Below are 25964 nucleotides of genomic sequence, written 5' to 3' on the forward strand. Positions count from 1 at the left end.
GCGGCGGCAAGGGATTTGTGCCCCAACGGACGGGTAGGCACGGGTGATGTCACAGTCGACGACGCGAGACGAGGGCCCGTTCATGCACGACGAACCACCCCGCCTGACCGAGTCCGCCGCCGAGGACCTGGTCCACGGCATATGTTTCAAGACCGGCCCGCCCCGCCTCCTCGGGGCGGAGCTCGAATGGCTGCTCTTCGACGCCGAACGCCCCGCTCTGCCCGTATCCCAGGAGCGGCTGGCCGCCGCCCACGACGCGGCCGGCAAGCTGGCCCTCGGATCCAGCGTCACCGTCGAGCCCGGCGGTCAGCTGGAGCTCAGCTCGGCGCCCGCCACCTCCCTCACCGGGTGCGTGGAGGGCCTCCAGGCCGATCTGGCCGCCGTACGGAGCACCCTGCTCGGCCAGGGCCTGGTGCTGCGGGGCCTGGGCCAGGACCCGCGCCGGCCGCAGCGCCGGATGCTGGCCAGCCCGCGCTACGACGCGATGGAGACCTACTTCGACCGCACCGGGCCCGCCGGGCGCGCCATGATGTGCACCTCCGCGTCCGTGCAGGTGTGCGTGGACGCCGGGTACGAGGAGCCGGGCCCGCTCGGCCACGGCCGCCGGTGGCTCCTGGCCCACCTCCTCGGCGCGGTGCTGGTGGCCGCTTTCGCCAACTCCCCCGCGCGCGAGGGGCCGTACGCCGGCTGGCGGTGCGCCCGTCAGGGCATCTGGAGCGACCTCGACACCCGTCGGTCCCTCGCCCCACCGCTGGACGGGGAGCCGCGCGGCGCGTGGACCCGGCAGGCACTGGACACCGAGGTGATGTGCGTACGGGCGGACGGGGAAGGCGCGCCCTGGGCGGTGCCGCGCGGGTTGACCTTCCGCGACTGGCTGCGCTCGGAAGGCCACCGGCAGCCGCCGAACGGTCCTCGGCGGCCGCCGACCGCCGAGGACCTGGACTACCACCTGACCACGCTGTTCCCGCCGGTACGGCCCCGCGGCCATCTCGAGCTGCGGATGATCGACGCCCAGCCCGGCGACGACGGCTGGCTCGTCCCGGTGGCCGTCGTGCACGCCCTGTTCGACGACCCGGAGGCGGCGGAGACCGCGTACCGGGTGTCGAAGGGGCTGGCCGACACCTACGGGACGCAGCCCGCCCCCCGCAACCGGCTCTGGCGGACCGCCGCGCGACAGGGCCTGTCCGATCCGGAGCTGCGGGCCGCAGCCCGGGCGTGTTTCCGGGCCGCCGCCGAGGCGCTGCCCCGACTGGGCGCCGGTGGTGCCGTCCGGGACACGGTCGCCGAGTTCACCGACCGGTACGTCGCGCGCGGCCGCTGCCCCGCCGACGACCGGCCCGCACAGCCGGACCCGGACCCGCGGTCGCGGCAGGCCGGCGAGGAGGTACGCCCATGACCGCCGAACCGGAGCTCCTGCGCGAGCGTGCCGCCGCCGCGCTGGCCGCGGCGCGGCTGCGCACGGCCGGGCTCACCGACGCGGTGTCCGACGGGGATCTGACCGCCCAGCACTCCCCTTTGATGTCGCCGCTGGTCTGGGACCTCGCGCACATCGGCAACATGGAGGAGCTCTGGCTGCTGCGCAACGTGGCCGGACGCGAGTCCATGCGCCCCGAGATGGACCCGCTCTACGACGCTTTCGAGCATCCCCGTTCGGAGCGCCCGAGGTTGCCGCTGCTGGGCCCGCAGGAGGCCCGCCGGTACGCGGCCGAGGTGCGCGGGCGGGTCTTCGACCTGCTGGAGCGCACCCCGCTGGAGGGCACGGCGCTGCTGGACGGCGGCTACGTCTTCGGGATGATCGCGCAGCACGAGCAGCAGCACGACGAGACGATGCTGATCACCCATCAACTGCGGCAGGGGGCTCCGGTGCTGGCGGCGCCCGAGCCGGATCCCCCGCAGGGGCCGCCGCCCGCTGCGGCCGAAGTCCTCGTACCCGGCGGACCGTTCACGATGGGGACCTCCGCCGAGCCGTGGTCGCTGGACAACGAGCGGCCCGCGCACCTGCGGGACACGGAGGCGTTCTGGATCGATACGACGCCGGTGACCAACGCCGCCTACCAGGAGTTCATGGCGGACGGCGGCTACCGCGCGGAGCGGTGGTGGGCCCCGGCGGGGTGGCAGGAGGTCCGCGGGCACGGTATCGAGGCCCCGCTGTTCTGGCACCGCGAGGGCGGGACGTGGGTACGACGCCGTTTCGGGGTCACCGAGCCGGTGCCCGGGGACGAGCCGGTGCTGCACGTCAGCTGGTACGAGGCCGACGCGTACGCCCGGTGGGCGGGGCGCAGGCTGCCGTCCGAAGCGGAGTGGGAGAAGGCCGCCCGGCACGATCCGGTGACGGGCCGCTCCACGCGCTACCCGTGGGGCGACGCGGATCCCACGCCGGCGCACGCCAACCTCGGCCAGCGCCACCTGAGGCCGGCCCCCGCGGGCAGTTATCCGGCCGGCGCCTCCCCGCTCGGGGTGCGGCAGCTGATCGGTGACGTGTGGGAGTGGACGTCCTCGGACTTCCTTCCCTATCCCGGGTTCCGGGCGTTCCCGTACCGCGAGTACTCGGAGGTGTTCTTCGGCCCGGAGCACAAGGTGTTGCGCGGCGGCTCCTTCGCCGTGGACCCGGTGGCCTGCCGCGGCACCTTCCGCAACTGGGACCTGCCGGTGCGCCGGCAGATCTTCTCCGGTTTCCGGACCGCGCGCGACGACCGGTCCACGGGGGGTCGCTGATGTGCCGACACATCGCCTATCTGGGCCCGCCCGTGAGCCTCGGCCGAGTGCTCAGCGAGCCGGAGCACTCCCTCGTGCACCAGTCCTGGGAGCCTCGCCGGCAGCGGCACGGCACGGTCAACGCCGACGGCTTCGGCATCGGCTGGTACGCGGAGGGCGATCCGGTGCCCGCCCGCTACCGCCGGGCCGTGCCGATCTGGGGGGACCTGGGCTTCGCGGACCTCGCCCGGGTGGTCCGCAGCGGGGCCGTACTGGCGGCGCTGCGGGACGCCACGCGCCCCGGGGCCGACGGGGAGGCGGCGGCGGCTCCGTTCGCGGACGGTCCCTGGCTGTTCAGCCACAACGGACTGCTCCGGGACTGGCCGGACGCGGCGGCCCCCGTCGCGGCTGCCCTGTCGCCCCGGGATCTGCTGTCGCTGGCCGCCCGCACGGACTCGGCCCTCATCTGGGCGCTGGTCCTGCGGCGGCTGCGCGGCGGGGACTCCCTCGGCGAGGCGCTCACCAGGTCGGTGCGGGAGCTGCTCGAGGCCTCGCCCGGCTCCCGGCTGAACCTGTTGCTGACCGACGGCCGGGCGATCGCGGCGACGGCCTGGGGGGATTCCCTCTGGTATCTGGCCGATCCCGCCGTGCCGCGCGTGGTGGTCGCGTCGGAGCCCTACGACGACGACCCGCGCTGGTGCGAGGTGCCCGACGGGACCCTGCTGACCGCCACGCCGACTCGGATCGACCTCGTCTCCCTGAAGGAGACCCCCACCGGCGCCCCGTACCGAGGAGCCCCGCAGCAAGGAGACGAAGCCCTGTGAACGACTTCCGGCTGACCCGCACGCTCGACGAGCACGCCGCCGACACGGCGCTGCGCGCGGATGTGCTCCAGGGACTGACCCGGTCCCCGAAGACGCTGCCGCCCAAGTGGTTCTACGACGCCCGGGGCAGCGAGCTCTTCGAGGAGATAACCCGGTTGCCCGAGTACTACCCGACGCGCGCCGAGCGGGAGATCCTGCTGGAGCGGGCCCAGGAGATCGCCTCGGTGAGTGGCGCCCGCACCCTGGTGGAGCTGGGATCCGGCTCGTCGGAGAAGACCCGGCATCTGATCGACGCGCTGCCCGCGCTGGACACGTACGTACCGGTGGACGTGAGCGAGAGCGCGTTGACCGGGGCGGCCGAGGTGCTGCTCGACGCTCATCCGGGGCTGCGGGTCCACGCGCTTCTGGCCGATTTCACGAAGCCGCTGCGGCTGCCGGACTCCCCCGGGCCGCGGCTGGTGGTGTTCCTGGGCGGCACGATCGGGAACCTGCTGCCCGCGGAGCGGGCGGTGTTCCTGGCGGACGTGCGGGCGATGCTCTCACCCGGGGACGCGCTGCTGATGGGGACGGACCTGGTGAAGGACGAGGCCGCGCTGGTGGCGGCCTACGACGACTCGCAGGGAGTGACGGCGGAGTTCAACAAGAACGTACTCGCGGTGATCGACCGCGAGTTGGGCGGGGATTTCCACACCGCCGACTTCGCCCACGTGGCGGTGTGGAACCGTGAGCACGAGTGGATCGAGATGCGGCTGCGCGCTCTGACGCACGTGCTGGTGAAGGTCAGGGCGCTGGATCTGGAGGTGCCCTTCCGTGAGGGCGAGGAGATCTTGACGGAGATCTCCGCGAAGTTCCGTCAGGAGGGGCTCCGCGCGGAGCTCGCGTCCGCGGGACTCGAGCTGACGCACTGGTGGACGGACGCGGCCGGCCGCTTCGCCCTGTCGCTGTCGGTGGCCGACGGCGTCGGTACGGACGGTCGGGCGGGCGCGGACGACGGGGAGGGCGCGGACGGCCGGGAGGGCCGGCGGCGCGGCGACGGCACCACCGGCCGTGACGCCGGCTCCGGCCACGCCCCCGGATCCGGCTCCGCTTCCGGCTCCGACTCCGGCGGCGCGAGTACGGCGGCCTGAGCGGCTGCCGCGAGATCCCGCCGGTCCGCGTACCGGTCCGGCGGGATCCGCGGCAGCAGCCGCACCTCGGCCCGTACACCGCGGGCCCTCGCGATCCGCCACAGCGAAGCGGTCAGCGGATCGTCCCCGACGAAGGCGGGCGCCCCGGCCCGGCCCCCGTCCTCCCGCAGGTAGGTGATCCGTACGGGCTGTACGGGCACCCGCGCGGCCAGCGCGGCCTGGAACGCGGCCCGCCGGAAGGGGCCTTGGGCGCGCCCGCACCAAGTGGAGCCCTCGGGGTAGACGGTGACGCGGTCCCCGTCGAGCAGGGCGCGGGCGACGCTCCCGACGGTGGCGGGGAGGGCGCGGATCCGGTCCCGTTCGATGTAGAGGGTCCCGGCCTGCCGGGAGAGCGGGCCGAGTAAGGGCCAGTTCCGGATGTCGCTCTTGGCCAGCATCCGGGAGGGCAGGACGGCGGCGACGAGCGGGATGTCGAGCCAGGAGATGTGGTTGGCGACGATCAGGCGGCCGCCGGCCGGGCCGGGGCTGCCGTGCACGGTGACGCGCAGGCCGAGGGCGCGCGGCAGCGCTGCCGCCCAGGCCCGTACGACCGCGTGCCGGGGCCGCCGCGGGAGCAGGCCCAGCGGCGGAGCGCCCAGGATCCCGAGCAGGATCAGGACGGCGGCGGCGGCGAGCCGCAGGGCGGCTTGCGGCACGCTCGCGGTGCGGCCCTCGTGTGCGGCGCAGTGCGCCGGGGTGCAGGGCGAGACCGGGAGCCAGGCGCTCATGCGCCCGGGGCGAGCGAGAGGAAGTGCTTGAGGTAGCGCGGGTCGGTGCGGCGCAGGGAGAGCAGGACGTAGAGGTCGGCGCAGCCGAACTCGGCGTCGAGGGCGGGTTCTCCGCAGACCCAGGCTCCCAGGCGCAGGTAGCCGCGCAGCAGCGGGGGCAGTTCCGTGCGGCCGGGGACGGTGACGCCCTCCGGGTTCCACGGGAGGTGCGGGGTGACCCGGTACTCGGCGGGGGCGAGGCTGCGGTTGAGGACGTACTCGCGGGTGGCGGCGGCGAGGACTCCGCCGTCGGCGAGCGGTACCGAGCAGCAGCCGGCGAGCCAGTTGTGCCCGGAGCGGTCCATGTACCGGGCGAGGCCTGCCCAGATGAGTGCGATGACGGCGCCGTTGCGGTGGTCGGGGTGGACGCAGGAGCGGCCGACTTCGACGAGGTCGGGGCGGATGGGGGCGAGGGCGGAGAGGTCGAACTCGCCCTCGGAGTAGAGGCGTCCGACGGCGGCGGCGCGCTCGGGAGGCAGGATCCGGTAGGTGCCGACGACCTGTTCGGTCTCCTCGTCCACGACGAGGAGGTGGTCGCAGTGGGCGTCGAAGGAGTCGGAGTCGAGGCCGGGCTCGGGGCCGTCGAGGCGGGCGCCGAGCTCGCCGGCGAAGACCTGGTGGCGCAGGCGCTGGGCGGAGCGCACCTCGTCCTCGTCCCGGGCGAGGCGTACGGCGTAGCGGGGAGCGGGGGCTCCGGGAACGGAGCGGAGGGAGGCGGAGGCGGAGGGGGTGGTCGGCGCCGGGGCAGCGGTGGGGCGGAGGGCGGACGGGGACAGGGGTGCGATGGTCATGGCGGCTCCTGGTCCGGGCACGGAACCAGGCCGGCGGCTGTGCGGCCTGGTTCCTTACTTCTTCCGTGACCGGCTGGATTCGACATGGCCGCTTCGCGGCCCTCGGATGTGCGAACGCTGAACTCGGCGGTCGGGGCCCGCGCCCCGCCGAGGTCAGCGGTCGGAGCTGAGCACCTTGCTGATGTTGTCGGAGGCCGTCTTCGCGGCTTGCTTGGGGTCCTGACCGGTGAGGACGGCCGTCATGAACGGCTTGATCGGATTCTTGGCCTCGACCTCGGCCCAGCGGGCGGACTTCGGTGTGGCACGGCCCTGGGCGGCGCCGGGGGCCATCGCGGTGGCGCCCTCGTTGCCCTCGACGACGTGCGCGAGGGTGGTCTTGTTGGGGACGTAGCTCATCGTGCGGGCGAGCTCGGTCTGCCACTTCTCGCTGACCAGGGCCGTGATGACGTCGACGGCGTTCTTACGCTGCTTCGTCTTCTCGGGGATGATCAGGTCCGAGCCGCCGGTGAAGACGGCGCCCACCCTGTCGGCGGTCTTCCCGGGGATGGGGAAGAACCCGAGCTTGCCCTTCAGCGCGGGGTTGGCGGCCTCGATGGCGGCGGCCTGGCCGGGCGGGGCGATGATCTGCGCGATCCCGCCCCGGGCGAACACGTCGGACTGCGGGGGTGTTTCCTCGTCCGCGTCCTTGGGCCCGTCGCCGAGGTCCTGGAGCTGCTTGTAGAACTCCATGCCCGCCAGGGCCTTCTCGTCGTCGAGGGTGCCGAGCCACTGGCCGCCGCCCTCGACGGCGAGCTCGCCGCCCTCGTCCCAGACGAACCCCGCGAGGACGTACCAGTTCTGCCCGGCGAGGTAGATGCCCTGCTGGCTGCCCTTGTCGAGCTTCTGGGTGGCCTGGATCCATTCCTGGCGGGTCTTGATGGGGGTCTTGATCCCGGCGTTCGCGAAGAGGTCCTTGTTGTAGATCACCACGCGGTTGGCCGCGTACCAGGGGACCCCGAACTGGGCGCCGTTGACGCTGCCGGGGTCGGAGAGGCCCTTCAGCCAGTCCTTGCCGTCCCACAGGCGCAGGGTTTCGAGGGTGAGCTCGGAGACGCCGCCGGTCTCGACGTACTGGGCGACCTGGGTGTTGCCGACCTCGATGACGTCGGCGCCCTCCGTGCTCTTGCCGGACAGCACGGAGTTGACCTTGTCCCCGATCCCCGTCCACTCCTGGACCCTGATGTCGAGGTCGACGCCGGGGTGGTCCCTCTCGAAACTGCTCGTGAACCGCGTGGTGAAGTCGTCGGACGCGCTGCCCTTCATCAGCCAGAGCGTCACCTTCTGCGGATCTCCCGCCGGTCCGGCCGAGCTGCAGCCGGTGAGGGCGGTCGCCGCCGCGAGAGCGGTGGACACGGCAAGGAAGCGCATCTTCACGAAGGTCACCTTCTGGGGATGAATCTCAGATGGCTAGAAATTGGCATGGACCAATGAGCGGGTCAAGGGGCTTTCACTCCGGATCGAGCTCACAAAGTTCGCGGAGCGGGACTTACTGGGGCACCGTAGAACCAGGCAACAGCCACCCAGTGTCGGGAGACCCCCATGTCCAATCACACGTACCGGGTGACCGAGATCGTCGGCACGTCCCACGAGGGCATCGATCAGGCCATCCGCAACGGAATCGCCCGCGCGGGCGAGACCCTGCACAACCTGGACTGGCTCGAGGTGACACAGATCAGGGGCCACATCGAGGACGGGCAGATCGCGCACTACCAGGTGGGGCTCAAGGTCGGCTTCCGGCTCGACGGCGAGGACTGAGGGCGCCCGGACAGCGCTCGGGCAGCGCTCACGTCCGGCCCTCGCGCTCCTGCGCGTCCTGGAGCTCCGGCGCGTCCGCCGACCAGTCCGCCAGGACGACGCGGAAGCCCGCCGCACGGGCCGCCTGGCACACGAGCTCGTCGTCGTCCACGAGCATCCGCACCTCGCGGCCCCGCGCGATCCGCCGCAGCACCTCCAGCTTGGTCGTCCGGGCGGGCCGCCGGTCCTGGTTCCCGCGCATCCACAGCCGTCCCTCGGGCAGCCCGTACCGGGCGAGCCACTCGACGGTGTCCGCGCGGCACCGCTCCGGGCGGCCCGTCAGGTACACGACCTCGCACTCGGCCGCGCTCTCCACCGCGAGTGCGACCCCGCGGGCGAGCGGCGGATCGGCCGGGGCGGCCGCGAAGAAGCCGCTCCAGTCGCGGGGCCGGCGCTCCAGGAAGTGCTGGCGGTGGTCGGTGTCGGCCAGCGTGTTGTCGATGTCGAAGACGGCCAGGGGCTTGAGGTTCTGAGTTCCGGTCACCCTGCCAGCGTAGACACGCCCCGCCGCTGCGCCCGGCCGCGGGCGGCCCCCGGGAATCCTGGCGGTCCCCGGGCGTTGAGGACGGTGTGATCCGGAAACTTTCGATACTCGACCGGTCCCGCACCCGCGAGGGGCACCCCGCCGCGCAGGCCCTGCGGGACACCGTCGACCTCGCGCGCGCCGCGGAGCGGCTCGGATACCACCGGTTCTGGGTCTCCGAGCACCACAGCGTGCCGGGCGTCGCCGGATCCGCGCCCACCGTGCTGGCCGCGGCCGTGGCCGCGGCCACCGGCCGGATCCGTGTCGGCACCGGCGGGGTGATGCTGCCCAACCACCAGCCGCTGGTCGTCGCGGAGCAGTTCGGGGTCCTGGAGTCGCTCTTCCCCGGGCGGATCGACATGGGGCTGGGCCGCTCGGTGGGCTTCACGGGAGGGATCCGGCGCGCGCTGGGCCGGGACACCGGGGACGCCGACCTCTTCGAGGAGCAGCTCGCGGAGCTCCTGGGCTGGCTCGACGGCACACAGAGCGCACATCCCGAGGTGCACGCCCGGCCGGCGGAGGGGCTGCGGATCCCGCCCTTCGTGCTGGCCACCGGCGAGGGGGCCGGCATCGCGGCCCGAGCCGGCCTGCCGCTGGTGGTCGGAGACCTGCGGGCCCGTGATCGGGTCGTGGGGATCATCGAGGGGTACCGCGCGGCGTTCCGGCCCTCCCCGTGGGGCGCCCGGCCCTACGTCGTGGTCTCCGGGGCGGTCGCGGTCGCCGACACCGCCGGGGCCGCCCGGCGGATCCTGGTCCCCGAGGCGTGGGCGCTCGCGCACTCCCGTACCCGGGGCAGCTTCCCGCCGCTGCGCCCGGCCGAGGAGGTCGAGGCCCTCTCGATGACCCCCAAGGAGCGCGAGCTGTACGAGGGCGCCCTGACCGGGCACGTGCACGGTACGCCGGAGCAGGTCGCGGCGGAGCTGGCCGAGGCCGCGGAGCTGACCGGGGCGGACGAGCTCCTGGTCACGACGTCCACCTACGACCGGGCGGCGCTGCTGGACTCCTTCGAGAAGCTCGCAGGCCTCGTAGGCCTGCCCTCCGGAACACGGGCACTAAACTAGGACGAATGCATCCGTCCGGCACCCCTCACCCCCACGATCCCTACGTCCGCGTCCGCGGCGCCCGGGAGCACAACCTGCGCGGCGTCGACGTGGACATTCCGCGTGACGCGCTGACCGTCTTCACCGGCGTCTCCGGCTCCGGGAAGAGCTCGCTGGCCTTCGGCACGGTCTTCGCCGAGGCCCAGCGCCGGTACTTCGAGTCCGTGGCGCCGTACGCCCGCCGCCTGATCCACCAGATCGGCGCGCCGAAGGTCGACTCGATCACCGGGCTGCCGCCGGCGGTCTCCCTGGAGCAGCGGCGCTCCTCCCCCGGGTCCCGCTCCTCGGTCGGCACGGTGACCACACTGTCGAACTCCTTGCGGATGCTCTACTCGCGGGCCGGATCCTATCCGCCGGGCGCCGAGCGCCTCGACTCCGACGCCTTCTCCCCCAACACGGCCGCCGGGGCCTGCCCTTCCTGCCAGGGACTGGGCCGGGTGCACAGCACGAGCGAGGAACTCCTGGTCCCCGACCGCGAGGTGTCGATCCGTCAGGGCGCGATCGCCGCCTGGCCGGGCGCCTGGCAGGGCAAGAACCTGCGCGACATCCTGGAGGCGCTGGGCTACGACGTGGACGCGCCGTGGCGGGAGCTCTCCGCGAAGGACCGCGAGTGGATCCTGTTCACCGAGGAGCAGCCGGTGGTCACCGTACATCCCGTGCGGGAGGCGGACCGGATCCAACGCCCCTACCAGGGGACGTACATGAGCGCGCGGCGCTATGTGATGCGGACGTTCGCCGACAGCAAGAGCGACACCCTGCGGGCCCGTGCCGAACGGTTCCTCTCGAACGCGCCGTGTGCGGTGTGCGAGGGCCGCCGGCTGCGGCCGGAGTCGCTGGCCGTGACCTTCGCGGGCCGCACCATCGCGGAGCTGGCGGCGCTGGCGCTGACCGAGCTGGACGGCGTACTGGCCACCGCGCGCGGAAGCGGTGAAGCGGCCCGGGTGCTGACACAGGACCTGCGCTCCCGGATCGGACCCGTCACCGAGCTCGGCCTCGGCTACCTCAGCCTCGACCGCGGCGCTCCCACCCTGTCGGCGGGTGAGCTGCAACGGCTGCGGCTGGCCACGCAGTTGCGTTCGGGGCTGTTCGGGGTCGTGTACGTACTGGACGAGCCGTCGGCGGGCCTCCACCCGGCCGACACCGAGGCACTGCTCGGCGTACTCGACCGGCTCAAGGAGGCGGGGAACACCGTGTTCGTGGTGGAGCACCATCTGGACGTGGTGCGGCACGCGGACTGGCTGGTGGACGTCGGGCCGCTGGCCGGCGAGCACGGCGGGCAGGTGCTGTACAGCGGACCGCCCCCGGGACTGGCCGCGGTGGCGGATTCCGCGACGGCCCTGCACCTGTTCCGGGACTCTCGGCGGGACGGGACCGGCCCGCGGGCCCTGCGGGAGCCGACCGGGGCCGTCCGGCTCAGCGGTGTGGACCGGCACAACCTGCGCGACGTGGCGGTCGAGTTCCCCCTCGGGGTGTTCACGGCCGTGACCGGCGTGTCGGGCTCCGGGAAGTCCACGCTGGTGGGCCAGGCGCTCGCTGGGGAGGTCGGTGAGCGGCTGGCCGATCCGCGGTTCCCGGTGCGGCGGCTGGTGGAGGTGGACCAGAAGCCGATCGGCCGCACGCCGCGCTCCAACCTGGCCACGTACACGGGGCTGTTCGACGTGGTCCGCCGGCTCTTCGCGTCGACGGAGCAGGCGAAGGCGCGCGGCTGGAAGGCGGGCCGCTTCTCCTTCAACGTGCCGGGCGGACGGTGCGAGTCCTGTCAGGGCGAGGGCTTCGTCTCGGTGGAGCTGCTGTTCCTGCCCAGTACGTACGCCCCGTGTCCCGAATGCGCGGGGGCCCGGTACAACACCCGCACGCTGGAGGTCCGTTACTCGGGCCTGAACATCGCCGAGGTGCTCGCCCTCACGGTGGAGGCGGCGGCCTCCTTCTTCACCGGGGTCCCGGCGGCGGAGCGGAGCCTGGCGGCCCTGTCCGACATCGGCCTGGGGTACCTGCGGCTCGGGCAGCCGGCCACGGAGCTGTCGGGCGGAGAGGCACAGCGCATCAAGCTGGCGACGGAACTCCAGCGGCTGCGCCGCGACCACACCCTGTACCTGCTGGACGAGCCCACGACGGGGCTGCACCCGGCCGACGCGCAGGTACTGCTCGGGCAGTTGCACGGCTTGGTGGACGCCGGGCATTCGGTGGTGGTCGTGGAGCACGACATGGCGGTCGTGGCCGGCGCGGACTGGGTCATCGACCTGGGTCCGGGCGGCGGCGCGGACGGAGGCCGCGTGCTGGCCGCGGGCACGCCCGGCGACGTGGCCCGCGCCACCGGCAGCCGCACGGCGCCCCACCTGGCGCGGGCACTGGCCGCGCGGCCTTGAGTTCAGGAGCCGGCGGGCTTGGCGAAGTTTCCGTATCCCTGCCAGTCGAGGACGACGCACGGCTCCTCGCCGAGCACCCAGGCGTCGTGGCCGGGGTCGATCTGGATGAAGTCCCCGGACTGCGCCTCGATGCTCTCGCCACCGTCCATGACGATCTTCATGGCGCCGCTGACGATGTAGCCGACGTGGGCCGCCTCGCAACTGTCGGTCCCCGCAATGGGCTTGATGTGCTGCGACCACTTCCACCCGGGCTCGAACACGGCCCGTCCGACGGGTCCGTGGTCGGTGTTGAGCAGGTCGAGCCGACCCATGCCGCCCTCGAACTGTCGTGTCTCATCGGCGGAATCGAAACCTTTGCGCACGATTCCAGACATGATCGTCGACCTCCCGGCACACGACGTCCCCGAGTCCACTTATCAGCGTACGCCCGTACCGCGCGGGACTCGCGGCGACTACGCGTCGCCCGCGAGCAGATGCTGCGGCAGCTCGCGGAAGCTCCACACGCCACGCCTGCGGGTGAACGTCCACACCAGGTCGTAGCGGTCGGGCCAGGCCGCGGGCAGCCCCAGGACGTCCTGCGCCCCCAGGGCGCGGATCAGGCGGGGCATGCCGGTGTGCTCCCAGCAGACGAGCACGGGCATCCGGGCCGCCAGCACCGCGCGGGCCAGGGCCGGCTCGGCTCCCGGGCCGAATTCGGCTCGGACGGGCGTACGGAGCGCGGTGGCCAGCTGCTCGACGGTCTGGCGGCAGCGCGCGGGAGTCGTCCCTTCCTTGCCCCCGGCCGCGAAGACGGCCTCGGGGCGGGGCAGGCCGGCGCCCCGGGCGGGCGGGAAGAGGCTCGGCAGCTCATGGGCCCGGCGCCGGCCGCGGAGCGAGAGGAAGCCGGGGTCCTCGTTGCCCTCGTCGTCCTCGCCGACGTCCCCGGCGTACGGCTTCTCGGCGTGCCGGATCAGCATGACCAGGGCGTCCTTGGCGACCTCGGGGCCCGGGCGCGGGGTGCTCGGGCGCTCCTCCCCGGCGCAGCCGGCCACCACCAGGGGGGCGAGGGCGGCGGCCAGCACGGTGCGGCGGCGCGGGCCGAAGCCGGTGGGGGCTGGGGGCATGGGGCCCACTGTCGCCCATGTACGGAAGGGCGGCCGGTCACGGCACGACGGGCCCCGCCCCGATCATCCGATCGGCGGACGCCGCACGGCCGTGTGCGCGGGTGGGGGAACGCCGAGGGGAAGGCGGGTCTCGTCGGGGAGGCGGCGGTCGAGGCCCGTGATCACCGGATCCGGCGAGGAGGCCGCCGGAGGGCCCGCAAGACGAGCGCGGCCTCCTCCAAGGGCCCCTGAGCCTGAGAACCGCAGGTCAGCGCGGTCCCTTGCGCACCGCCCTCAGCCACTCCCTGTTCATGGCCGCGATCGACGGCAGCGGGATCCCCTTGGGGCAGGCGGTCGCGCACTCGCCTGCCAGGGTGCACCCGCCGAAGCCTTCCGCGTCCATGGTCGCCACCATGTCCAGCACGCGGGTCTCGCGCTCCGGCGAGCCCTGCGGCAGCACGTTGAGGTGATTGACCTTGGCGGAGGTGAAGAGCATCGCGGACCCGTTGGGGCAGGCCGCCACGCACGCCCCGCAGCCGATGCACTCCGCGTGCTCGAAGGCGTGGTCGGCGACCGGCTTGGGCACGGCGGTGGCGTGCGCCTCCGGGGCGGCGCCGGTCGGCGCGGTGATGTAGCCGCCGGCTTGGATGATCCGGTCGAAGGCGCCCCGGTCGACCACGAGGTCCTTGACGACGGGGAAGGCGGAGGCCCTCCACGGTTCGACGTCGATCGTGTCGCCGTCCGAGAAGGAGCGCATGTGGAGCTGGCAGGTCGTGGTGCGCTCCGGCCCGTGGGCGTCTCCGTTGATGACGAGGCTGCACGCGCCGCAGATGCCCTCGCGGCAGTCGTGGTCGAAGGCGACCGGGTCCTCGCCGCGCAGGATCAGGTCCTCGTTGAGCGTGTCGAGCATTTCGAGGAACGACATGTCCGTGGAGATGCCGTCGACCTCGTACGAGGCCATCGCGCCGGGGGCGTCGGCGTTCCGCTGGCGCCAGACGCGCAGGGTGAGCTTCATGCGTAGCTCCGCTGGGTGGGGTGGACGTACTCGAACACGAGGTCTTCCTTGTGCAGGACGGGGGCGGCGCCGGTTCCGGTGTACTGCCAGGCGGCGGCGTAAGCGAACTCCTCGTCGCGGCGGGCGGCTTCGCCGTCCGGGGTCTGGGACTCCTCGCGGAAGTGTCCTCCGCAGGACTCGGCGCGGTGGAGGGCGTCGAGGCACATCAGCTCGGCGAGCTCCAGGTAGTCGACGACGCGGTTGGCCTTCTCCAGCGACTGGTTGAACTCCTCGCCGCTGCCCGGGACCTTGATCCGCCTCCAGAACTCCTCGCGGATCTCGGGGATCCGGGCGAGGGCCTTGCGCAGCCCTTCCTCGGTCCGGGCCATCCCGCAGTACTCCCACATCAGTGCGCCGATCTCCCGGTGGAAGGAGTCGGGGGTGCGGTCCCCGTCGACGGCGAGCAGCTTCGCGAGGCAGTCGCGGGTCTCGCGCACGGCGGCCGCGGCCTCGGGGTGGGTGTCGCCGACCGCCTCCCGGTGCGGGTGACGGGCCAGGTAGTCGTTGATGGTGGAAGGGAGGACGAAGTAGCCGTCGCCGAGGCCCTGCATCAGGGCGGAGGCGCCGAGGCGGTTGGCCCCGTGGTCGGAGAAGTTGGCCTCGCCGATCGCGAACAGGCCCGGGACCGTGGTCTGGAGGTCGTAGTCGACCCACAGGCCGCCCATCGTGTAGTGCACGGCGGGGTAGATCCGCATGGGGACCTCGTACGGGTTCTCCGCGGTGATCCGCTCGTACATGTCGAAGAGGTTGCCGTACTTCTCGGCGACATTCTCCTTGCCCATGCGCCGGATGGCGTCCGCGAAGTCGAGGTAGACGCCCTCGCCGCCGGGACCGACGCCGCGGCCCTCGTCGCACACGTTCTTGGCGGCGCGGGAGGCGATGTCGCGGGGCACGAGGTTGCCGAAGGAGGGATAGATCCGCTCCAGGTAGTAGTCGCGCTCCGCCTCGGGGATGTCGGCGGCGGGGCGGGTGTCGCCCTTGGCCTTGGGGACCCAGATGCGGCCGTCGTTGCGCAGCGACTCGCTCATCAGCGTGAGCTTGGACTGGTGGTCGCCGGTGCGCGGGATGCAGGTGGGGTGGATCTGGGTGAAGCAGGGGTTGGCGAAGTAGGCGCCGCGCCGGTGCGCCCGCCAGACGGCGGTCGCGTTGGAGTTCATGGCGTTGGTGGAGAGGTAGAAGACGTTGCCGTAGCCGCCGCTCGCGAGGACGACCGCGTCCGCGTAGTACGTCTCGATCGTGCCCGTCACGAGGTCGCGGGCGACGATGCCGCGGGCCACGCCGTCGACGGTGATCAGGTCGAGCATCTCGGTGCGGGCGTGCATCTCCACGTTGCCCGCGGCTATCTGGCGCGACAGTGCCTGGTAGGCGCCGAGCAGAAGCTGCTGTCCGGTCTGGCCGCGGGCGTAGAAGGTGCGGGAGACCTGGACGCCGCCGAAGGAACGCGTGTCGAGGAGGCCGCCGTACTCGCGGGCGAAGGGGACGCCCTGCGCGACGCACTGGTCGATGATCTCGACGGAGATCTGGGCGAGGCGGTGGACGTTGGACTCGCGGGCGCGGAAGTCCCCGCCCTTGACCGTGTCGTAAAAGAGGCGGTGTACGGAGTCGCCGTCGTTGCGGTAGTTCTTGGCCGCGTTGATGCCGCCCTGGGCGGCGATGGAGTGGGCGCGACGGGGGGAGTCGGAGAAGCAGAACTGGACGACGTGGTAGCCCTGTTCGGCGAGCGTGGCGCCTGCCGCGCCGCCGGCCAGACCGGTGCCGACGACGATGACGGTGTGCCCGCGCCGGTTGGCCGGGTTCACGAGCTTGGCCTCGAAGCGGCGGCGGTCCCAGCGTTCGGCGATGGGGCCTTCGGGGGCCTTCGTGTCGGCGATCGGCTCACCGGTGGTGTAGTCGGCGTAGGAGACTCCCGTGTCCTCTCCCGTGTGCGTGATCCCGCTCGTGTCCGTGTGCCCGCTCGTGTCCGTGCTCCCGGTCGCGTTCGTGTGCGTGTGCTTGTTCGTGTTCTCGCTCATGGTCAGCTCACCACTCCGGTCATGACGGCGACGGGTACGGACACGAAGCCCGCGAAGAGGACGAGGGCGAGGGCGTTGGCCAGGAACTTCAGGGTCCGCTCGCGCCGGGCGCTGCCCGCTCCGAGGGTTTGGGCGGCGCTCCAGAAGCCGTGGCGGACGTGGAGGCCGAGGGCGGCCATGGCCACCAGGTAGATGGTGTTGCCGTACCAGGTGGAGAAGGTGGCCAGGACGTTCTCGTACGGATGCCCTGCCCAGGCGCGCTCGTTGACGGTGAGCGTGGTGAGGTCGAGCAGGTGCCAGACGATGAAGAGGGCGAGGATGACGCCGCCCCAGCGCATGGTGCGGGTGGCGTAGCCGGCCCGCCGGCGCTTGCGGGCGTACGCGACCGGGCGCGCCTTGATGTCGCGGCGGCTGAGCTGGTAGGCGCAGATTGCGTGTGCGAGGACGGCGGCGACCAGAGCCGCGCGGACGATCCACAGGGCCCACTCGTGGTGGAGGACGGGGGCACCGAGGGTGCGCAGCCAGTGGGCGTAGCCGTTGAACTCCTCGGCTCCGAAGAAGATCTTGAGGTTGCCGAGCATGTGCGCGACGAGGTAGCCGAGCATGATCAGGCCGGAGACGGCCATGACGGACTTCTTGCCGACGGAGGAGTCCCAGAGCGTTCGCGTGGTGGACGGCCGTCGACCCGTCCGCGTTGCCAGAGCCATGGCACCGACCGTACGGACGAGGATGCCGAAAGGTCCAAGACATGGTGGAGCTCAAGTCGATAGGTGCAGCCTATGCACACCGCTACGCTGGGACGATGCAGTTCCAGCAGCTCGTGTACTTCGTCGCCGTCGCCGAGACCCGGCACTTCACCCGCGCCGCAGAGCGTGAACACGTGGCCCAGCCGTCCCTGTCCCAGCAGATCAAGGCACTGGAGCGCGAGCTCGGCGCCGAGCTGTTCAGCCGGGCGCGCGGGAACATCGCCCTCACCGACGCGGGCGAGACCCTGCTGCCACTGGCCCGCCGGATCCTCGCGGACGCCGACACCGCGCGCCTGGAGGTGCAGGAGCTGGTGCAGCTGCGGCGCGGCCGGGTCCGGCTGGGGGCCACGCCCAGCGTGTGCACGGGCTTGCTGCCGGGCGTGTTGCGGGCCTTCCACGCCGCGCATCCCGGGATCGAGCTGCTGATCGAGGAGAGCGGCTCGCTGGACCTCGTACGGGAGCTCGCGCGCGGGGCCCTGGACCTCGCGCTGATCGCCCTGCCGCTGCCCCCCTCGGCTCCGGCGCTGACCACGGTGGAGCTGCTGACCGAGGACCTGGTGGTGGTCTCCTCCGCGGCCCTGCCGGCCCCCGCGGGCGGCGGTCCGCTCAGCGTACGGGCGCTGCGCAACGAGCCGATGGTGATGTTCCGGCACGGCTACGACCTCCGGGACCTCACGGTGGCGGCGTGCCGGGCGGAGGGCTTCGAGCCGGTGTTCACCGTGGAGGGCGGCGAGATGGACGCGGTTCTCGGCTTCGTCCGCGCGGGCCTGGGCATCGCGGTGGTCCCGGCGATGGTGGTCGACCACGCGGGCCCGGGCCTGCGAGCGACCCCGCTGGCGGGCTCCCCCCTGCGCCGCACGGTCGCCCTGGCCCACCGCACGGACGTCGCACCCCCGCGCGCGGCCCGCGAACTCAAGCGCATGCTCCTGGGCTGAACGCTCCGGGACCGGCCGGCCTCGACGCGCGGCCGTCCCATCGGCCGTCACATCGGCGGGGGCGCCCCGGCCGCCTCGACCGGCCCGCGATCCGTCAGGCCGTCAAGCCGGGCGTATGGGCAGGGCCTTGTCGAGCCCGTCGGCCAGCATCGCGAAGGCCTCGCCGGCATCGGCCACCGCGGCCGGGTGGGCTTCGTCCGCGCTCTGGCCGGAGTCCATCCGCCGCCAGTTCTCCCGGCCCAGTTCGTGCCGGACCGTCACCAGGTGTGCGGCGGCCAGGCGCGCGGACAGCGCGGGGACCGCCTCCGCCTCCAGCACGGCGGCGAGCAGCTCCACCTCGCGGGCGGTGTAGTGCTGCATTCGCGATGCGAGGCCTGCCGTGGTGTAGAGCAGTCGCTGGAACGCGAGCACGTTCGGGTGGTCGCACAGGCCGGTGATCGGATCGCGCGCGTCGAGGGCCGCCAGGAAGTGCGCGCGGAGCGCCCCCACCGGGCCCTGCCCGGCGGACCGCTCCCGCACGATGCGCGCCGCCTCGTCCTGATGGTCGGCGAAGCGGTCGAGGACGAGGTCCTCCTTGCTCGGGAAGTACCGGAAGAGAGTGGGCTTGGAGACCTCCGCCGCGGCGGCGACGTCCGCCACGGACACGGCATCGAAGCCCCGCTCCAGGAACAGCTCCAGCGCCGTGGCCGCCAGCTGGCGGCGCGTACGCAGCTTCTTGCTCTCGCGCAAACCCGTCATGTTCTCCATGGTCTACAGCCTGGCACGAATGAGTGACTCGGTCAATTTCGTGACCGGGTTGCTTTTTCTTGTCGGAGGCGCTTTCCTTGAGACACCGACGACGAGAGGACCTCCGATGACCGACGTACTGATCGCGGGAGCCGGCCCCACCGGACTGACCCTCGCCTGTGACCTGGCCCGCCGCGGCATCGGCGTGCGGGTCATGGACGAGCGGTCCGCACCACACCGTGAATCCCGCGGCAAGGGGCTCACCCCGGGCAGCTTGGAGATCTTCGAGGAACTCGGGGCGGCCGAGCGCCTGACGGCCGTCGGCCGCCGGGAGACGGTCCTGCGCAAGTACTTCGACGGTGCGCACGTGAGCGACACCGCGGTGAGCGACGGGCTGCTCATAGGGCAGTGGCAGGTCGAGGAGGCGCTGCGCGACCGGCTCGCCCTGCTTGGCGTACGGGTCGAGCACGGCGCACGGCTCGCATCCCTCGCGCAGGACGACGCCGGGGTCGACGCGGAGCTCGCGGACGGCACCGTGATCCGGGCCCGCCACCTCGCGGGATGCGACGGCGGCCGCAGCACGACCCGCGGGCTGCTCGGCATCCCCTTCGCGGGTTACACGGCGCCGGAGCAGGCGATGGTGCTCGGAGACGTGCGGGCGCCGGGGCTGAGCCGGGACTTCTGGCACCAGTGGTTCACCTCGGAGGGCGGCGGGATCCTGCTGTGCCCGATGCCGGGGACGGACACCTTCCAGCTCCAGGCCTCGCCCGAGCAGGACGAGCGGGGTGAGTCCCTGCCGCCCTCGGTGGAGAGCTTCCAGCGGCTCTTCGACCGCCACGCTCGGATGCCGGGGATCCGGCTCGCGGAAGCCGGCTGGCTCTCCTTCTGGCGGGTCAATGTCCGCATGGCCGAGCGGATGCGCGAGGGCCGGGTCTTCCTCGCCGGGGACGCAGCGCACGTCCACCCCATAGCCGGCGGGCTGGGGATGAACACCGGCGTCGAGGACGCCACCGCGCTCGCCCGGACGCTGGCCGCCGCACTGGCCGGGTCGGCCGGGGACGATGTCCTCGACGCCTACGAGGCCGAGCGGCTGCCGGCGGCCGCGGCGGTGCTGGCTGACACCGAGCAGCGGCACGAGCGGGTCATGGCGGCCGTGCGCACGCCCGGTCGCGGGACGGAGGCGGGCCGGGGGTGACGGGCCCGGCGCGGCGGGGCGCGCGGACTCGGTCCTGCCCGGCCGGGGGCGGGCCCCCGCACGGCCGGAGGCGGTCGGCGCAGTCGGGGGGCCCGGCCGGCCCGGCCGTCAGGTGCCCGTCGGGACCGCGTCGGAGAGGGACAGGGTATGGATGCGGTCGGGGGCTCCGGGGCGCGCGTAGTACCAGCCCTGGGCCGTGTCGCAGCCCAGGGCGCGGAGCTGGGCGGCCTGGGCGCCGGTTTCCACGCCCTCGACCGTGACGGCGAGTTCGAGGCTGTGTGCCAGGGCCACGATTCCCTCCACGATCTTGACGTCGACCGGGTTGGCCGGCTCCTGCTGCATCCCCTTGGTGAAGGAGCGATCCAGTTTGAGGACGCTGACGGGCAGTCGGCGCAGGTTGGCGAGGTTCGAGTAGCCCGTGCCGAAGTCGTCCAGGGCGATGTCCACGCCCAGGGCGGCGAGCCGGCGCAGCGGCTCGAGGAGTTCGTCGTCGGCGCCGATCAGGGCCGACTCCGTGACCTCCAGGCACAGCGTGCTCGGGGCCAGGCCCGAGGATTCCAGGACTCGGATCGTGTCGGCGACCAGGCCGGGGTGGTGGAGCTGGGTGGGCGACAGGTTGACGTTGATCCGCAGGGTGGCGCCGCCGTGCTGGTGCTGCCAGTTGCGGGCCTGGCGCACGGACTCCTCCAGTACCCACCGGCCGAGCGGCACGATCAGTCCGGTGCGTTCGGCGAGCGGGATGAAGCGGTCCGGTCCGAGCACCCCGTGCTGCGGATGCGACCAGCGCACGAGCGCCTCCGCTCCGTGCACGCTGCCGTCGTGCATGTGCACGAGCGGCTGGTACTCGATGAAGAACTCGCCGCGTTCCAGCGCCGCCGGCAGGGCGTTGGTCAGCCCGTGCCGGGTGATGGCGCGGGCGTCGGCCTCCGCGTCGGCGAACTCGAAGCGGTTGCCGCCGGCCGCCTTGGCCCGGTACATGGTGATGTCGGCGCTGCGCAGTACCTCGGCCGGGGTCCGCTCGCGCGCCGCACCCTCGACGATGCCGATGCTGCCCCGGACCGTCAGCTCACGCCCCTCCAGCCGGATCGGGACCGAGAGGGCGGACAAGATCCGGACGGCGAGCTCGGTGGCCTTCTCCTCGGTTTCGGGCCCGGTGGTCAGCGCCACGAACTCGTCACCGCCGAGCCGGGCGACCACCTCGCCGGGGCCCGTCGCGCAGCTCTGCAGCCGGTCGGCGACTTCCACCAGCAGCCGGTCCCCCGCCGAGTGGCCGAGGCTGTCGTTGACCGCCTTGAAGCCGTCGAGGTCGAGGTAGCACAGGCCGAAGCGGGCCCCGCCGGCCCCGCTGAGCGCTTTCTCCAGCCGCTCGAAGAACAGCGTCCGGTTGGGCAGGCCGGTCAGCGCGTCGTGGGTGGCCTCGTACCGCAGGCGCAGGTTGAGCAGCCGGCGCTCGGTCGTGTCCTCCATCAGGGCCAGCTGGTACTGCGGCACGCCCTCGGCGTCGCGCAGCAGCGAGACCGTCAGGTTGGTCCACAGGACCGTCCCGTCGTGCCGGTAGTACGGCTTCTCGACGCGGTAGCTCTCGCGCTCGCCGCGTACGAGTTCGCCGTACATCCGCCAGACGTGCGGGGTGTCGTCGGGGTGGCCCCATTCGCTGACGTTGCGGCCCCGGACGTGCCCGTCCATGCCGCCGAACATCTGCAGCAGCGCGTCATTGACCTCGAGGACGTTGCCCGCGAGGTCGGCGATGCCGATCCCGATGGCCGCGCCCTCGAAGACGGCCCGGAAGCGGGCCTCGCTGGCGTGCAGTGCCTGCTGGGCGTCGATGCGGGCGGTCAGGGCGGAGCGGGCGATGGCCTCCTGCTCCTTGAGGGTGCGCTCGCGCAGGGCGCGGGCGAACCCGGCCGCGATGCCGTGCTGGAGGCGGGCGCAGCGGGACCGGTACTCCTCGGTGCCTTCGACTCCGTCGGCGTCGGGCCCCTCGGGTCCGCAGTACAGCACCAGGTAGGACTCGACCACGCCGAGCGTGCCGGCGAGTGCCTCCGGGTCGGTGCAGTGCACCGCGACGAGCTCCTGCCCGACCCGCTGGCCGGCGGCGGCGTCGAAGGGCCGGGCCCAGAGGGCATCGACGAGGGCGCGGGTGAGCGGTACGAGGTGTTGTTCGAACTCGGCGCGGGTGAGCGAGGTGGCCGTGACGGGGAAGATCGCCCGTCCCCAGATGGTCGCGAACCGGCCGATGCGGTCCTCCAGGGCGCCCTGCGGGGCGCCCGGGTCGCCCGCCGTCTGCTGTGCCGGCAGTCTCACGCCTTGCGTCCCACGCCGGCGAAGCCCGAGAAGGCGTAGGGGTCTTCGCCCGCGGTGTCGCACTCGGGACCGTCGAAACCGTCGGGGCCGTCGGGCCGCCAGTTGGGCATGGCGACGAGACCGGGCTCGATCAGGTCGAAGCCCTCGAAGAAGCGCCCGATCTGCTGCGCGTCGCGCATGACGAGCGGGCTGCGGAGTTCGCGGTAGACGCCGACCGTGCCCGCCGCGACCTCCTGCGAGAGCGGGATCCCCTCGTACGAGGCGTGCGTGAGGATCAGCAGGCTGCCGGGGGCCAGCGCATCGCGCAGTTCGGCGACGGCGGCGTGGGGGTCGTCCGCGTCCTCGAGGAAGTGCAGGACGGCGACCAGCAGCAGGGCCACGGGGCGGCTCAGGTCGAGCACCCGGCCGACCTCGGGGGCGGTCAGGATCTCCTGCGGCTTGCGCAGGTCGGCGGTGACGACGCCGGTCCGCTCGGCGCCCGCCAGGACGGCCTGGCTGTGGGCGACGGCCACGGGGTCGTGGTCGACGTAGACGACGCGCGCCTCCGGGCTGGCGGCCTGGGCGATCTCGTGGACGTTGCCGAAGGTCGGGATGCCGGAGCCGATGTCGAGGAACTGCGTGATGCCCTCGGCGACGGCGTAGCGGACGGCGCGGCGCATGAACGCACGGTTGGCCTGCATGATCTTGGGCAGGCCCGGCATGAATTCCATGGCGCGGCGGGCTGCCTGCCTGTCGACCTCGAAATTGTGGGAGCCGCCCAGGTAGTAGTCGTAGATGCGGGACACACTCGGCACCGATATGTCGATGCCTGGCGGGGCCCAGGCGGGGCGCTCCATCGGGGTCTCCAAGCCGTAGTCCTGCAGCGGTCCGGACGGGTCGGACTCCTGTCCGAGCCGAATCTACTGATCATTGCCCAACGGAGCGAGCGAAAGCGGAAATTGCCGATCCGTTCTTCGTCACATGCCAAAGGCGTGGGCGCGACGATGTCGGAGAATGATCGAAACCGACAAATACCTTTTGGGAAAAGGTCACCGCCAGATCGCGATCGTTCAAGATCTGGCTCAAACCCCCATAGCCAAAACCTCATCCGTTCAGGCGAAGCCTCGGCAACCTTCCCGCGCGCCAGCGCGCGTGAACCCATGATCCCCGGGTGAAAAGAGCCTCTTCCAGGCGCCTGCTGGCGGTCCCGGTCCTGCTGTGGGCCGCGCTGTCCGCGACACCCGTCATGGCCGATAGCCGTACCCCCGCGACGGCGGACTCCGACGACGGCGCGAGCGCCGTCAGGCCGGTCGCGTCCGCCGTCGCCACCGCGACCGGAGCAGGCCGGGGTGGCGGACATCACGGCGCACGAGCCGGTCGCGGCGCCCGGAGCGCCGAGGACGACCGCCGGGACGGCCGCCGGAACGCCGAGGACGACCGCCGGGACGACCGGGGTAGCGGCCACAGGAACGGCCAAGGCAGCGGCCACGGCGGCGGCCACGACCATCACGGCGGCCACCACGGCGGGGGCCATCACGGTGACCACCCGTGCCCGCCGCCGCCACCGCCCCCGCCGTGCCCGCCCGAGCCGACCCCCACGCCCCCTCCGAAACCCACGCCGAAGCCCACTCCGCCACCACCGAAGCCGCCCCAGCCGACCCCCACCCCACCGCCACCGCCACCGCCCAAGCCCCTGCCCGAGCCCCCCGCGCCGCCACCGCCCGTCCGGCCCAAGACGCCCGCCGTCCCGAAGCCGGCCCCGCCGGCTCCCCCGCCCCCACCCCCCGAGGTGGTCCCCGCGGTCGCGCCCAAGAAGCCGGTCGCGCGCCCCACTTACCACGCGACGGTCCGCAAGCCGGTCGAACACCACGTCTCCCCCGTCACCTTCACCTTGATGACGGCGGCCCCCGCCGTGGTCGCGATCATCGCGCTGCGCCCGCGTTAGGCCGCCCCTTTCCGATCGTGTCGCCCGAGCCCGCGGAAGAGGCGGCTGGGCCCGTCGTCGAAGTGACGGCTACCGCCGCGCCCGGCACCGCGCCAGAGCACTCGCGCCAGGTCACCGAGTTATGAATTGGAGTCGCCTTGTCGGAATGGCTCGTCCTGTCCCTCGCGATGGCCGCCGCGTGTGCCGTGGTGCTGTCCATCGCCTTCTTCAACCAGCGCCGGATCGGCGAGGACGACGATCCCAGCGAGACCCCGGACGTCATCGAGTACATGACGATGATGATCGGCGTGATCTACGCGATCGTGCTGGGCCTGGCGATCGCGGGCGTCTGGGAGGGCCGCGGCGCCGCCCAGGAGTACGTGCGCCAGGAGTCTCAGGCCCTGCACGAGATCAGCGTCCGCTCCGAGGTCTATCCGGCCGACGTGCGCCAGAAGATCCGGTCGGACGTGGACGCCTACGTGACCTTCGTCGTGGACACCGAATGGAAGGAGATGGCCGAGAGCGGCAACCTCACCGACCGCGGCGCCGAGTTGCTGGAACGCATCCGCCGCGACGTGACGGACTACGAACCCCGGACCGATCACGAGGGCCAGGCGTACCAGCCGCTCGTGGACCAGGTCGCCGTGGTCGACGACGCGCGCAGCGCACGCGGCCAGAGCGCCGGGGCCACCATGCCCGGGGTGGTCTGGTTCGGCCTGATCGTCGGGGCCCTGGTGACGGTGGGACTGATCTTCACCCTGCAGATCAGGCGTTCCTTCCGGGAACTGCTGCTGGCGGGCCTCTTCAGCGCGCTGATCGCCTTCCTGCTGTTCCTCATCTGGGACTTCGACGCCCCCTTCGGCCGGGGCATCGCCGCCACCGCCGAGCCGTTCCTCGCACAGTTCCCACATCTGGGCCTGCACGACTGACGCCGTGTCTTCCCGGTGGCGCCCGGCAAACCGGGGACGGGCCTCCCGTCCCCGGTTCGGCCTACAGATATGCCCCATTCGCCCGTTCCTGATCGCGGGCCACCCTGCCCGCGCCTAGCGTGGCGGACATCGAGGCGCACGACCCCCCACGTGCGGAAACCGTTCCGCGGCTGCTCCTCGGGGATCCGGAGAATCAACCATGGGCGCGATACGCACCTCCCCCATAGCCTTGCTGGGCTCCGCCGCCGCGAGCACGGTCCTCGTACTCGGCCCGGTCGCCGTGCCCGTCGCGAGCGCCGCCGAAGCGGCGCCCATCACCTCCTTCGGCTTCGCCATCACCCCTTCGACGGTCGCCCCCGGGGGCCAGACCGTGCTGTCCGTCACCGGCTGCAACGCCGCCTTCGCCACCTCCTCCTCCGGGGTCTTCGACACCGTGAGCATCGAGCGGGGCAAGACCGTACGGGTCACCGTGGACCGCGACGCCCGGCGCGGAGCCCTGTACTCCGTCTCCTTCACCTGCAACGGCGAGACGGGATCAGCCGACCTCACGATCGCGGGCGGCACCAGCAGACCCACCACCAGCTCCACCGCCGGAACCCGTACGAGCCCCAGCGCGGGCACCGCCTCCAGCGCGGGCACCGCCGCGAGCACGGGCACGGGCACCGGCGCGAGCACGGGCACGGGCACGGGCACCGGCGTGAGTACCGGCACCGGCACCGGCACGAGTGCGGGCACCGGTACGGTCGCCTCCCGCGGCAGCGCGCTCGGCGTGCGCGGCGGCCTCGGCGGCAGCGTGGCGGGGTTGAACCCCATGGAACTCGGCGTCGGCGTGGGGCTCGTCCTCGGCGGACTGGTCGGCCTGGGCTTCGCGCTGCGCCGCCGCGACATCCGCCGCGTCCATTGAAGCGCGCCGCGACCCGGCGCCCCGGCGACACCCCCGCCCCGTCGGTTCCCGCAGCCCTCCCCCCAACCGCCGGGGGGCCCGCCGGCACGCGCGGGGCGGGGGGGGCGCGC

The 25964-nt window shown here is 72.8% G+C and carries 23 protein-coding genes and 1 pseudogene; 12 read left to right on the forward strand and 12 right to left on the reverse strand.

The features are described from left to right. Positions 1–82: 82 nt before the first annotated feature. The 4 genes and pseudogenes from egtA to egtD all read left to right on the forward strand — a co-directional run. Positions 83–1396 (forward strand): ergothioneine biosynthesis glutamate--cysteine ligase EgtA, encoded by a 1314-nt coding sequence (egtA, locus tag ACFWBY_RS35780; protein ID WP_385341491.1) that lies wholly within the window; start codon positions 83–85, stop codon positions 1394–1396. Then, on the forward strand, positions 1393–2715 hold the full coding sequence (egtB, locus tag ACFWBY_RS35785; RefSeq protein ID WP_385341493.1) for an ergothioneine biosynthesis protein EgtB: 1323 nt from the start codon (positions 1393–1395) through the stop codon (positions 2713–2715). Before egtA ends, egtB begins: the two co-directional genes overlap by 4 nt. After that, positions 2715–3518: an ergothioneine biosynthesis protein EgtC gene (egtC, locus tag ACFWBY_RS35790; RefSeq protein WP_385341495.1), complete on the forward strand. Its 804-nt coding sequence runs from the start codon at positions 2715–2717 to the stop codon at positions 3516–3518. Before egtB ends, egtC begins: the two co-directional genes overlap by 1 nt. After that, positions 3515–4474 (forward strand): annotated as a pseudogene (egtD, locus tag ACFWBY_RS35795) (L-histidine N(alpha)-methyltransferase); the annotation flags it as partial. The gene egtC and the pseudogene egtD, both read left to right, overlap by 4 nt. Here the strand turns inward: egtD and ACFWBY_RS35800 are convergent. The 3 genes from ACFWBY_RS35800 to ACFWBY_RS35810 form a co-directional block, all read right to left on the reverse strand. After that, entirely contained in the window at positions 4372–5412 is a 1041-nt protein-coding gene (locus tag ACFWBY_RS35800; protein WP_385341497.1) for a lysophospholipid acyltransferase family protein, read from the reverse strand. The pseudogene egtD and the gene ACFWBY_RS35800 sit on opposite strands and share 103 nt — an antisense overlap. Continuing rightward, positions 5409–6242: a GNAT family N-acetyltransferase gene (locus tag ACFWBY_RS35805; RefSeq protein WP_385341499.1), complete on the reverse strand. Its 834-nt coding sequence runs from the start codon at positions 6240–6242 to the stop codon at positions 5409–5411. Before ACFWBY_RS35805 ends, ACFWBY_RS35800 begins: the two co-directional genes overlap by 4 nt. Before the next feature lie 153 nt (positions 6243–6395). Next, entirely contained in the window at positions 6396–7655 is a 1260-nt protein-coding gene (locus ACFWBY_RS35810; RefSeq protein WP_385341501.1) for an extracellular solute-binding protein, read from the reverse strand. Between the two features lie 165 nt (positions 7656–7820). Here ACFWBY_RS35810 and ACFWBY_RS35815 point away from each other — a divergent pair, with 165 nt between their 5' ends. Continuing rightward, a complete protein-coding gene (locus ACFWBY_RS35815) occupies positions 7821–8036 on the forward strand; it encodes a dodecin (RefSeq protein ID WP_385341503.1) in 216 nt (71 codons plus the stop codon). A 28-nt stretch (positions 8037–8064) separates the two neighbouring features. Here ACFWBY_RS35815 and ACFWBY_RS35820 read toward each other — a convergent pair whose 3' ends face one another. Next, positions 8065–8559, reverse strand: a complete 495-nt coding sequence (locus ACFWBY_RS35820; protein WP_385341505.1) for a hypothetical protein — start codon at positions 8557–8559, stop codon at positions 8065–8067. Between the two features lie 86 nt (positions 8560–8645). On the opposite strand from ACFWBY_RS35820, the gene ACFWBY_RS35825 reads away from it, so the two are divergent. Both ACFWBY_RS35825 and ACFWBY_RS35830 read left to right on the forward strand, forming a co-directional pair. Further along, positions 8646–9659 (forward strand): MsnO8 family LLM class oxidoreductase, encoded by a 1014-nt coding sequence (locus ACFWBY_RS35825; RefSeq protein WP_385341507.1) that lies wholly within the window; start codon positions 8646–8648, stop codon positions 9657–9659. A 5-nt stretch (positions 9660–9664) separates the two neighbouring features. Then, positions 9665–12064 carry an ABC transporter gene (locus tag ACFWBY_RS35830; RefSeq protein ID WP_385341509.1) on the forward strand — a complete coding sequence of 800 codons (2400 nt, stop codon included), beginning with the start codon at positions 9665–9667 and terminating at the stop codon, positions 12062–12064. Positions 12065–12066: 2 nt separating this feature from the next. On the opposite strand, the gene ACFWBY_RS35835 is transcribed toward ACFWBY_RS35830, so the two are convergent. From ACFWBY_RS35835 to ACFWBY_RS35855, 5 genes are all read right to left on the reverse strand, one after another. Further along, positions 12067–12438, reverse strand: a complete 372-nt coding sequence (locus tag ACFWBY_RS35835) for a cupin domain-containing protein (protein WP_385341511.1) — start codon at positions 12436–12438, stop codon at positions 12067–12069. Positions 12439–12516: 78 nt separating this feature from the next. Further along, positions 12517–13167 carry a hypothetical protein gene (locus ACFWBY_RS35840; RefSeq protein ID WP_385341513.1) on the reverse strand — a complete coding sequence of 217 codons (651 nt, stop codon included), beginning with the start codon at positions 13165–13167 and terminating at the stop codon, positions 12517–12519. A 247-nt stretch (positions 13168–13414) separates the two neighbouring features. Further along, entirely contained in the window at positions 13415–14161 is a 747-nt protein-coding gene (locus ACFWBY_RS35845; RefSeq protein ID WP_385341515.1) for a succinate dehydrogenase/fumarate reductase iron-sulfur subunit, read from the reverse strand. Beyond that, positions 14158–16212, reverse strand: coding sequence for a fumarate reductase/succinate dehydrogenase flavoprotein subunit (locus tag ACFWBY_RS35850; RefSeq protein WP_385341517.1), 2055 nt, complete (start codon positions 16210–16212; stop codon positions 14158–14160). The genes ACFWBY_RS35845 and ACFWBY_RS35850 overlap by 4 nt, the downstream gene beginning before the upstream one ends. 2 nt (positions 16213–16214) lie before the next feature. Continuing rightward, positions 16215–16919, reverse strand: coding sequence for a succinate dehydrogenase cytochrome b subunit (locus ACFWBY_RS35855; RefSeq protein WP_385341519.1), 705 nt, complete (start codon positions 16917–16919; stop codon positions 16215–16217). Positions 16920–17014: 95 nt separating this feature from the next. Here ACFWBY_RS35855 and ACFWBY_RS35860 point away from each other — a divergent pair, with 95 nt between their 5' ends. Further along, the gene (locus tag ACFWBY_RS35860) at positions 17015–17893 is read left to right on the forward strand and encodes a LysR family transcriptional regulator (protein ID WP_385341522.1); all 879 of its coding nucleotides are present in this window, start codon (positions 17015–17017) and stop codon (positions 17891–17893) included. Between the two features lie 102 nt (positions 17894–17995). On the opposite strand, the gene ACFWBY_RS35865 is transcribed toward ACFWBY_RS35860, so the two are convergent. Then, positions 17996–18640, reverse strand: coding sequence for a TetR/AcrR family transcriptional regulator (locus tag ACFWBY_RS35865; RefSeq protein ID WP_385341525.1), 645 nt, complete (start codon positions 18638–18640; stop codon positions 17996–17998). 106 nt (positions 18641–18746) lie between these two features. On the opposite strand from ACFWBY_RS35865, the gene ACFWBY_RS35870 reads away from it, so the two are divergent. Further along, entirely contained in the window at positions 18747–19814 is a 1068-nt protein-coding gene (locus ACFWBY_RS35870) for an FAD-dependent monooxygenase (protein ID WP_385341528.1), read from the forward strand. 108 nt (positions 19815–19922) lie between these two features. Here ACFWBY_RS35870 and ACFWBY_RS35875 read toward each other — a convergent pair whose 3' ends face one another. Then, complete coding sequence (locus ACFWBY_RS35875) at positions 19923–22118, reverse strand: putative bifunctional diguanylate cyclase/phosphodiesterase (RefSeq protein ID WP_385341531.1); 2196 nt, start codon at positions 22116–22118, stop codon at positions 19923–19925. Next, positions 22115–22954, reverse strand: a complete 840-nt coding sequence (locus ACFWBY_RS35880; protein WP_385341534.1) for an SAM-dependent methyltransferase — start codon at positions 22952–22954, stop codon at positions 22115–22117. Before ACFWBY_RS35880 ends, ACFWBY_RS35875 begins: the two co-directional genes overlap by 4 nt. Positions 22955–23886: 932 nt before the next feature. Here ACFWBY_RS35880 and ACFWBY_RS35885 point away from each other — a divergent pair. From ACFWBY_RS35885 to ACFWBY_RS35895, 3 genes are all read left to right on the forward strand, one after another. Further along, positions 23887–24042: a hypothetical protein gene (locus ACFWBY_RS35885; RefSeq protein WP_385341536.1), complete on the forward strand. Its 156-nt coding sequence runs from the start codon at positions 23887–23889 to the stop codon at positions 24040–24042. Between the two features lie 137 nt (positions 24043–24179). After that, on the forward strand, positions 24180–24950 hold the full coding sequence (locus ACFWBY_RS35890) for a hypothetical protein (RefSeq protein WP_385341537.1): 771 nt from the start codon (positions 24180–24182) through the stop codon (positions 24948–24950). A gap of 199 nt (positions 24951–25149) precedes the next feature. Then, entirely contained in the window at positions 25150–25854 is a 705-nt protein-coding gene (locus ACFWBY_RS35895; protein WP_385341539.1) for a hypothetical protein, read from the forward strand. Positions 25855–25964: the final 110 nt, after the last annotated feature.

This window comes from Streptomyces sp. NPDC060049, from assembly GCF_042736715.1.
In the GTDB taxonomy this organism is placed as follows: domain Bacteria; phylum Actinomycetota; class Actinomycetes; order Streptomycetales; family Streptomycetaceae; genus Streptomyces.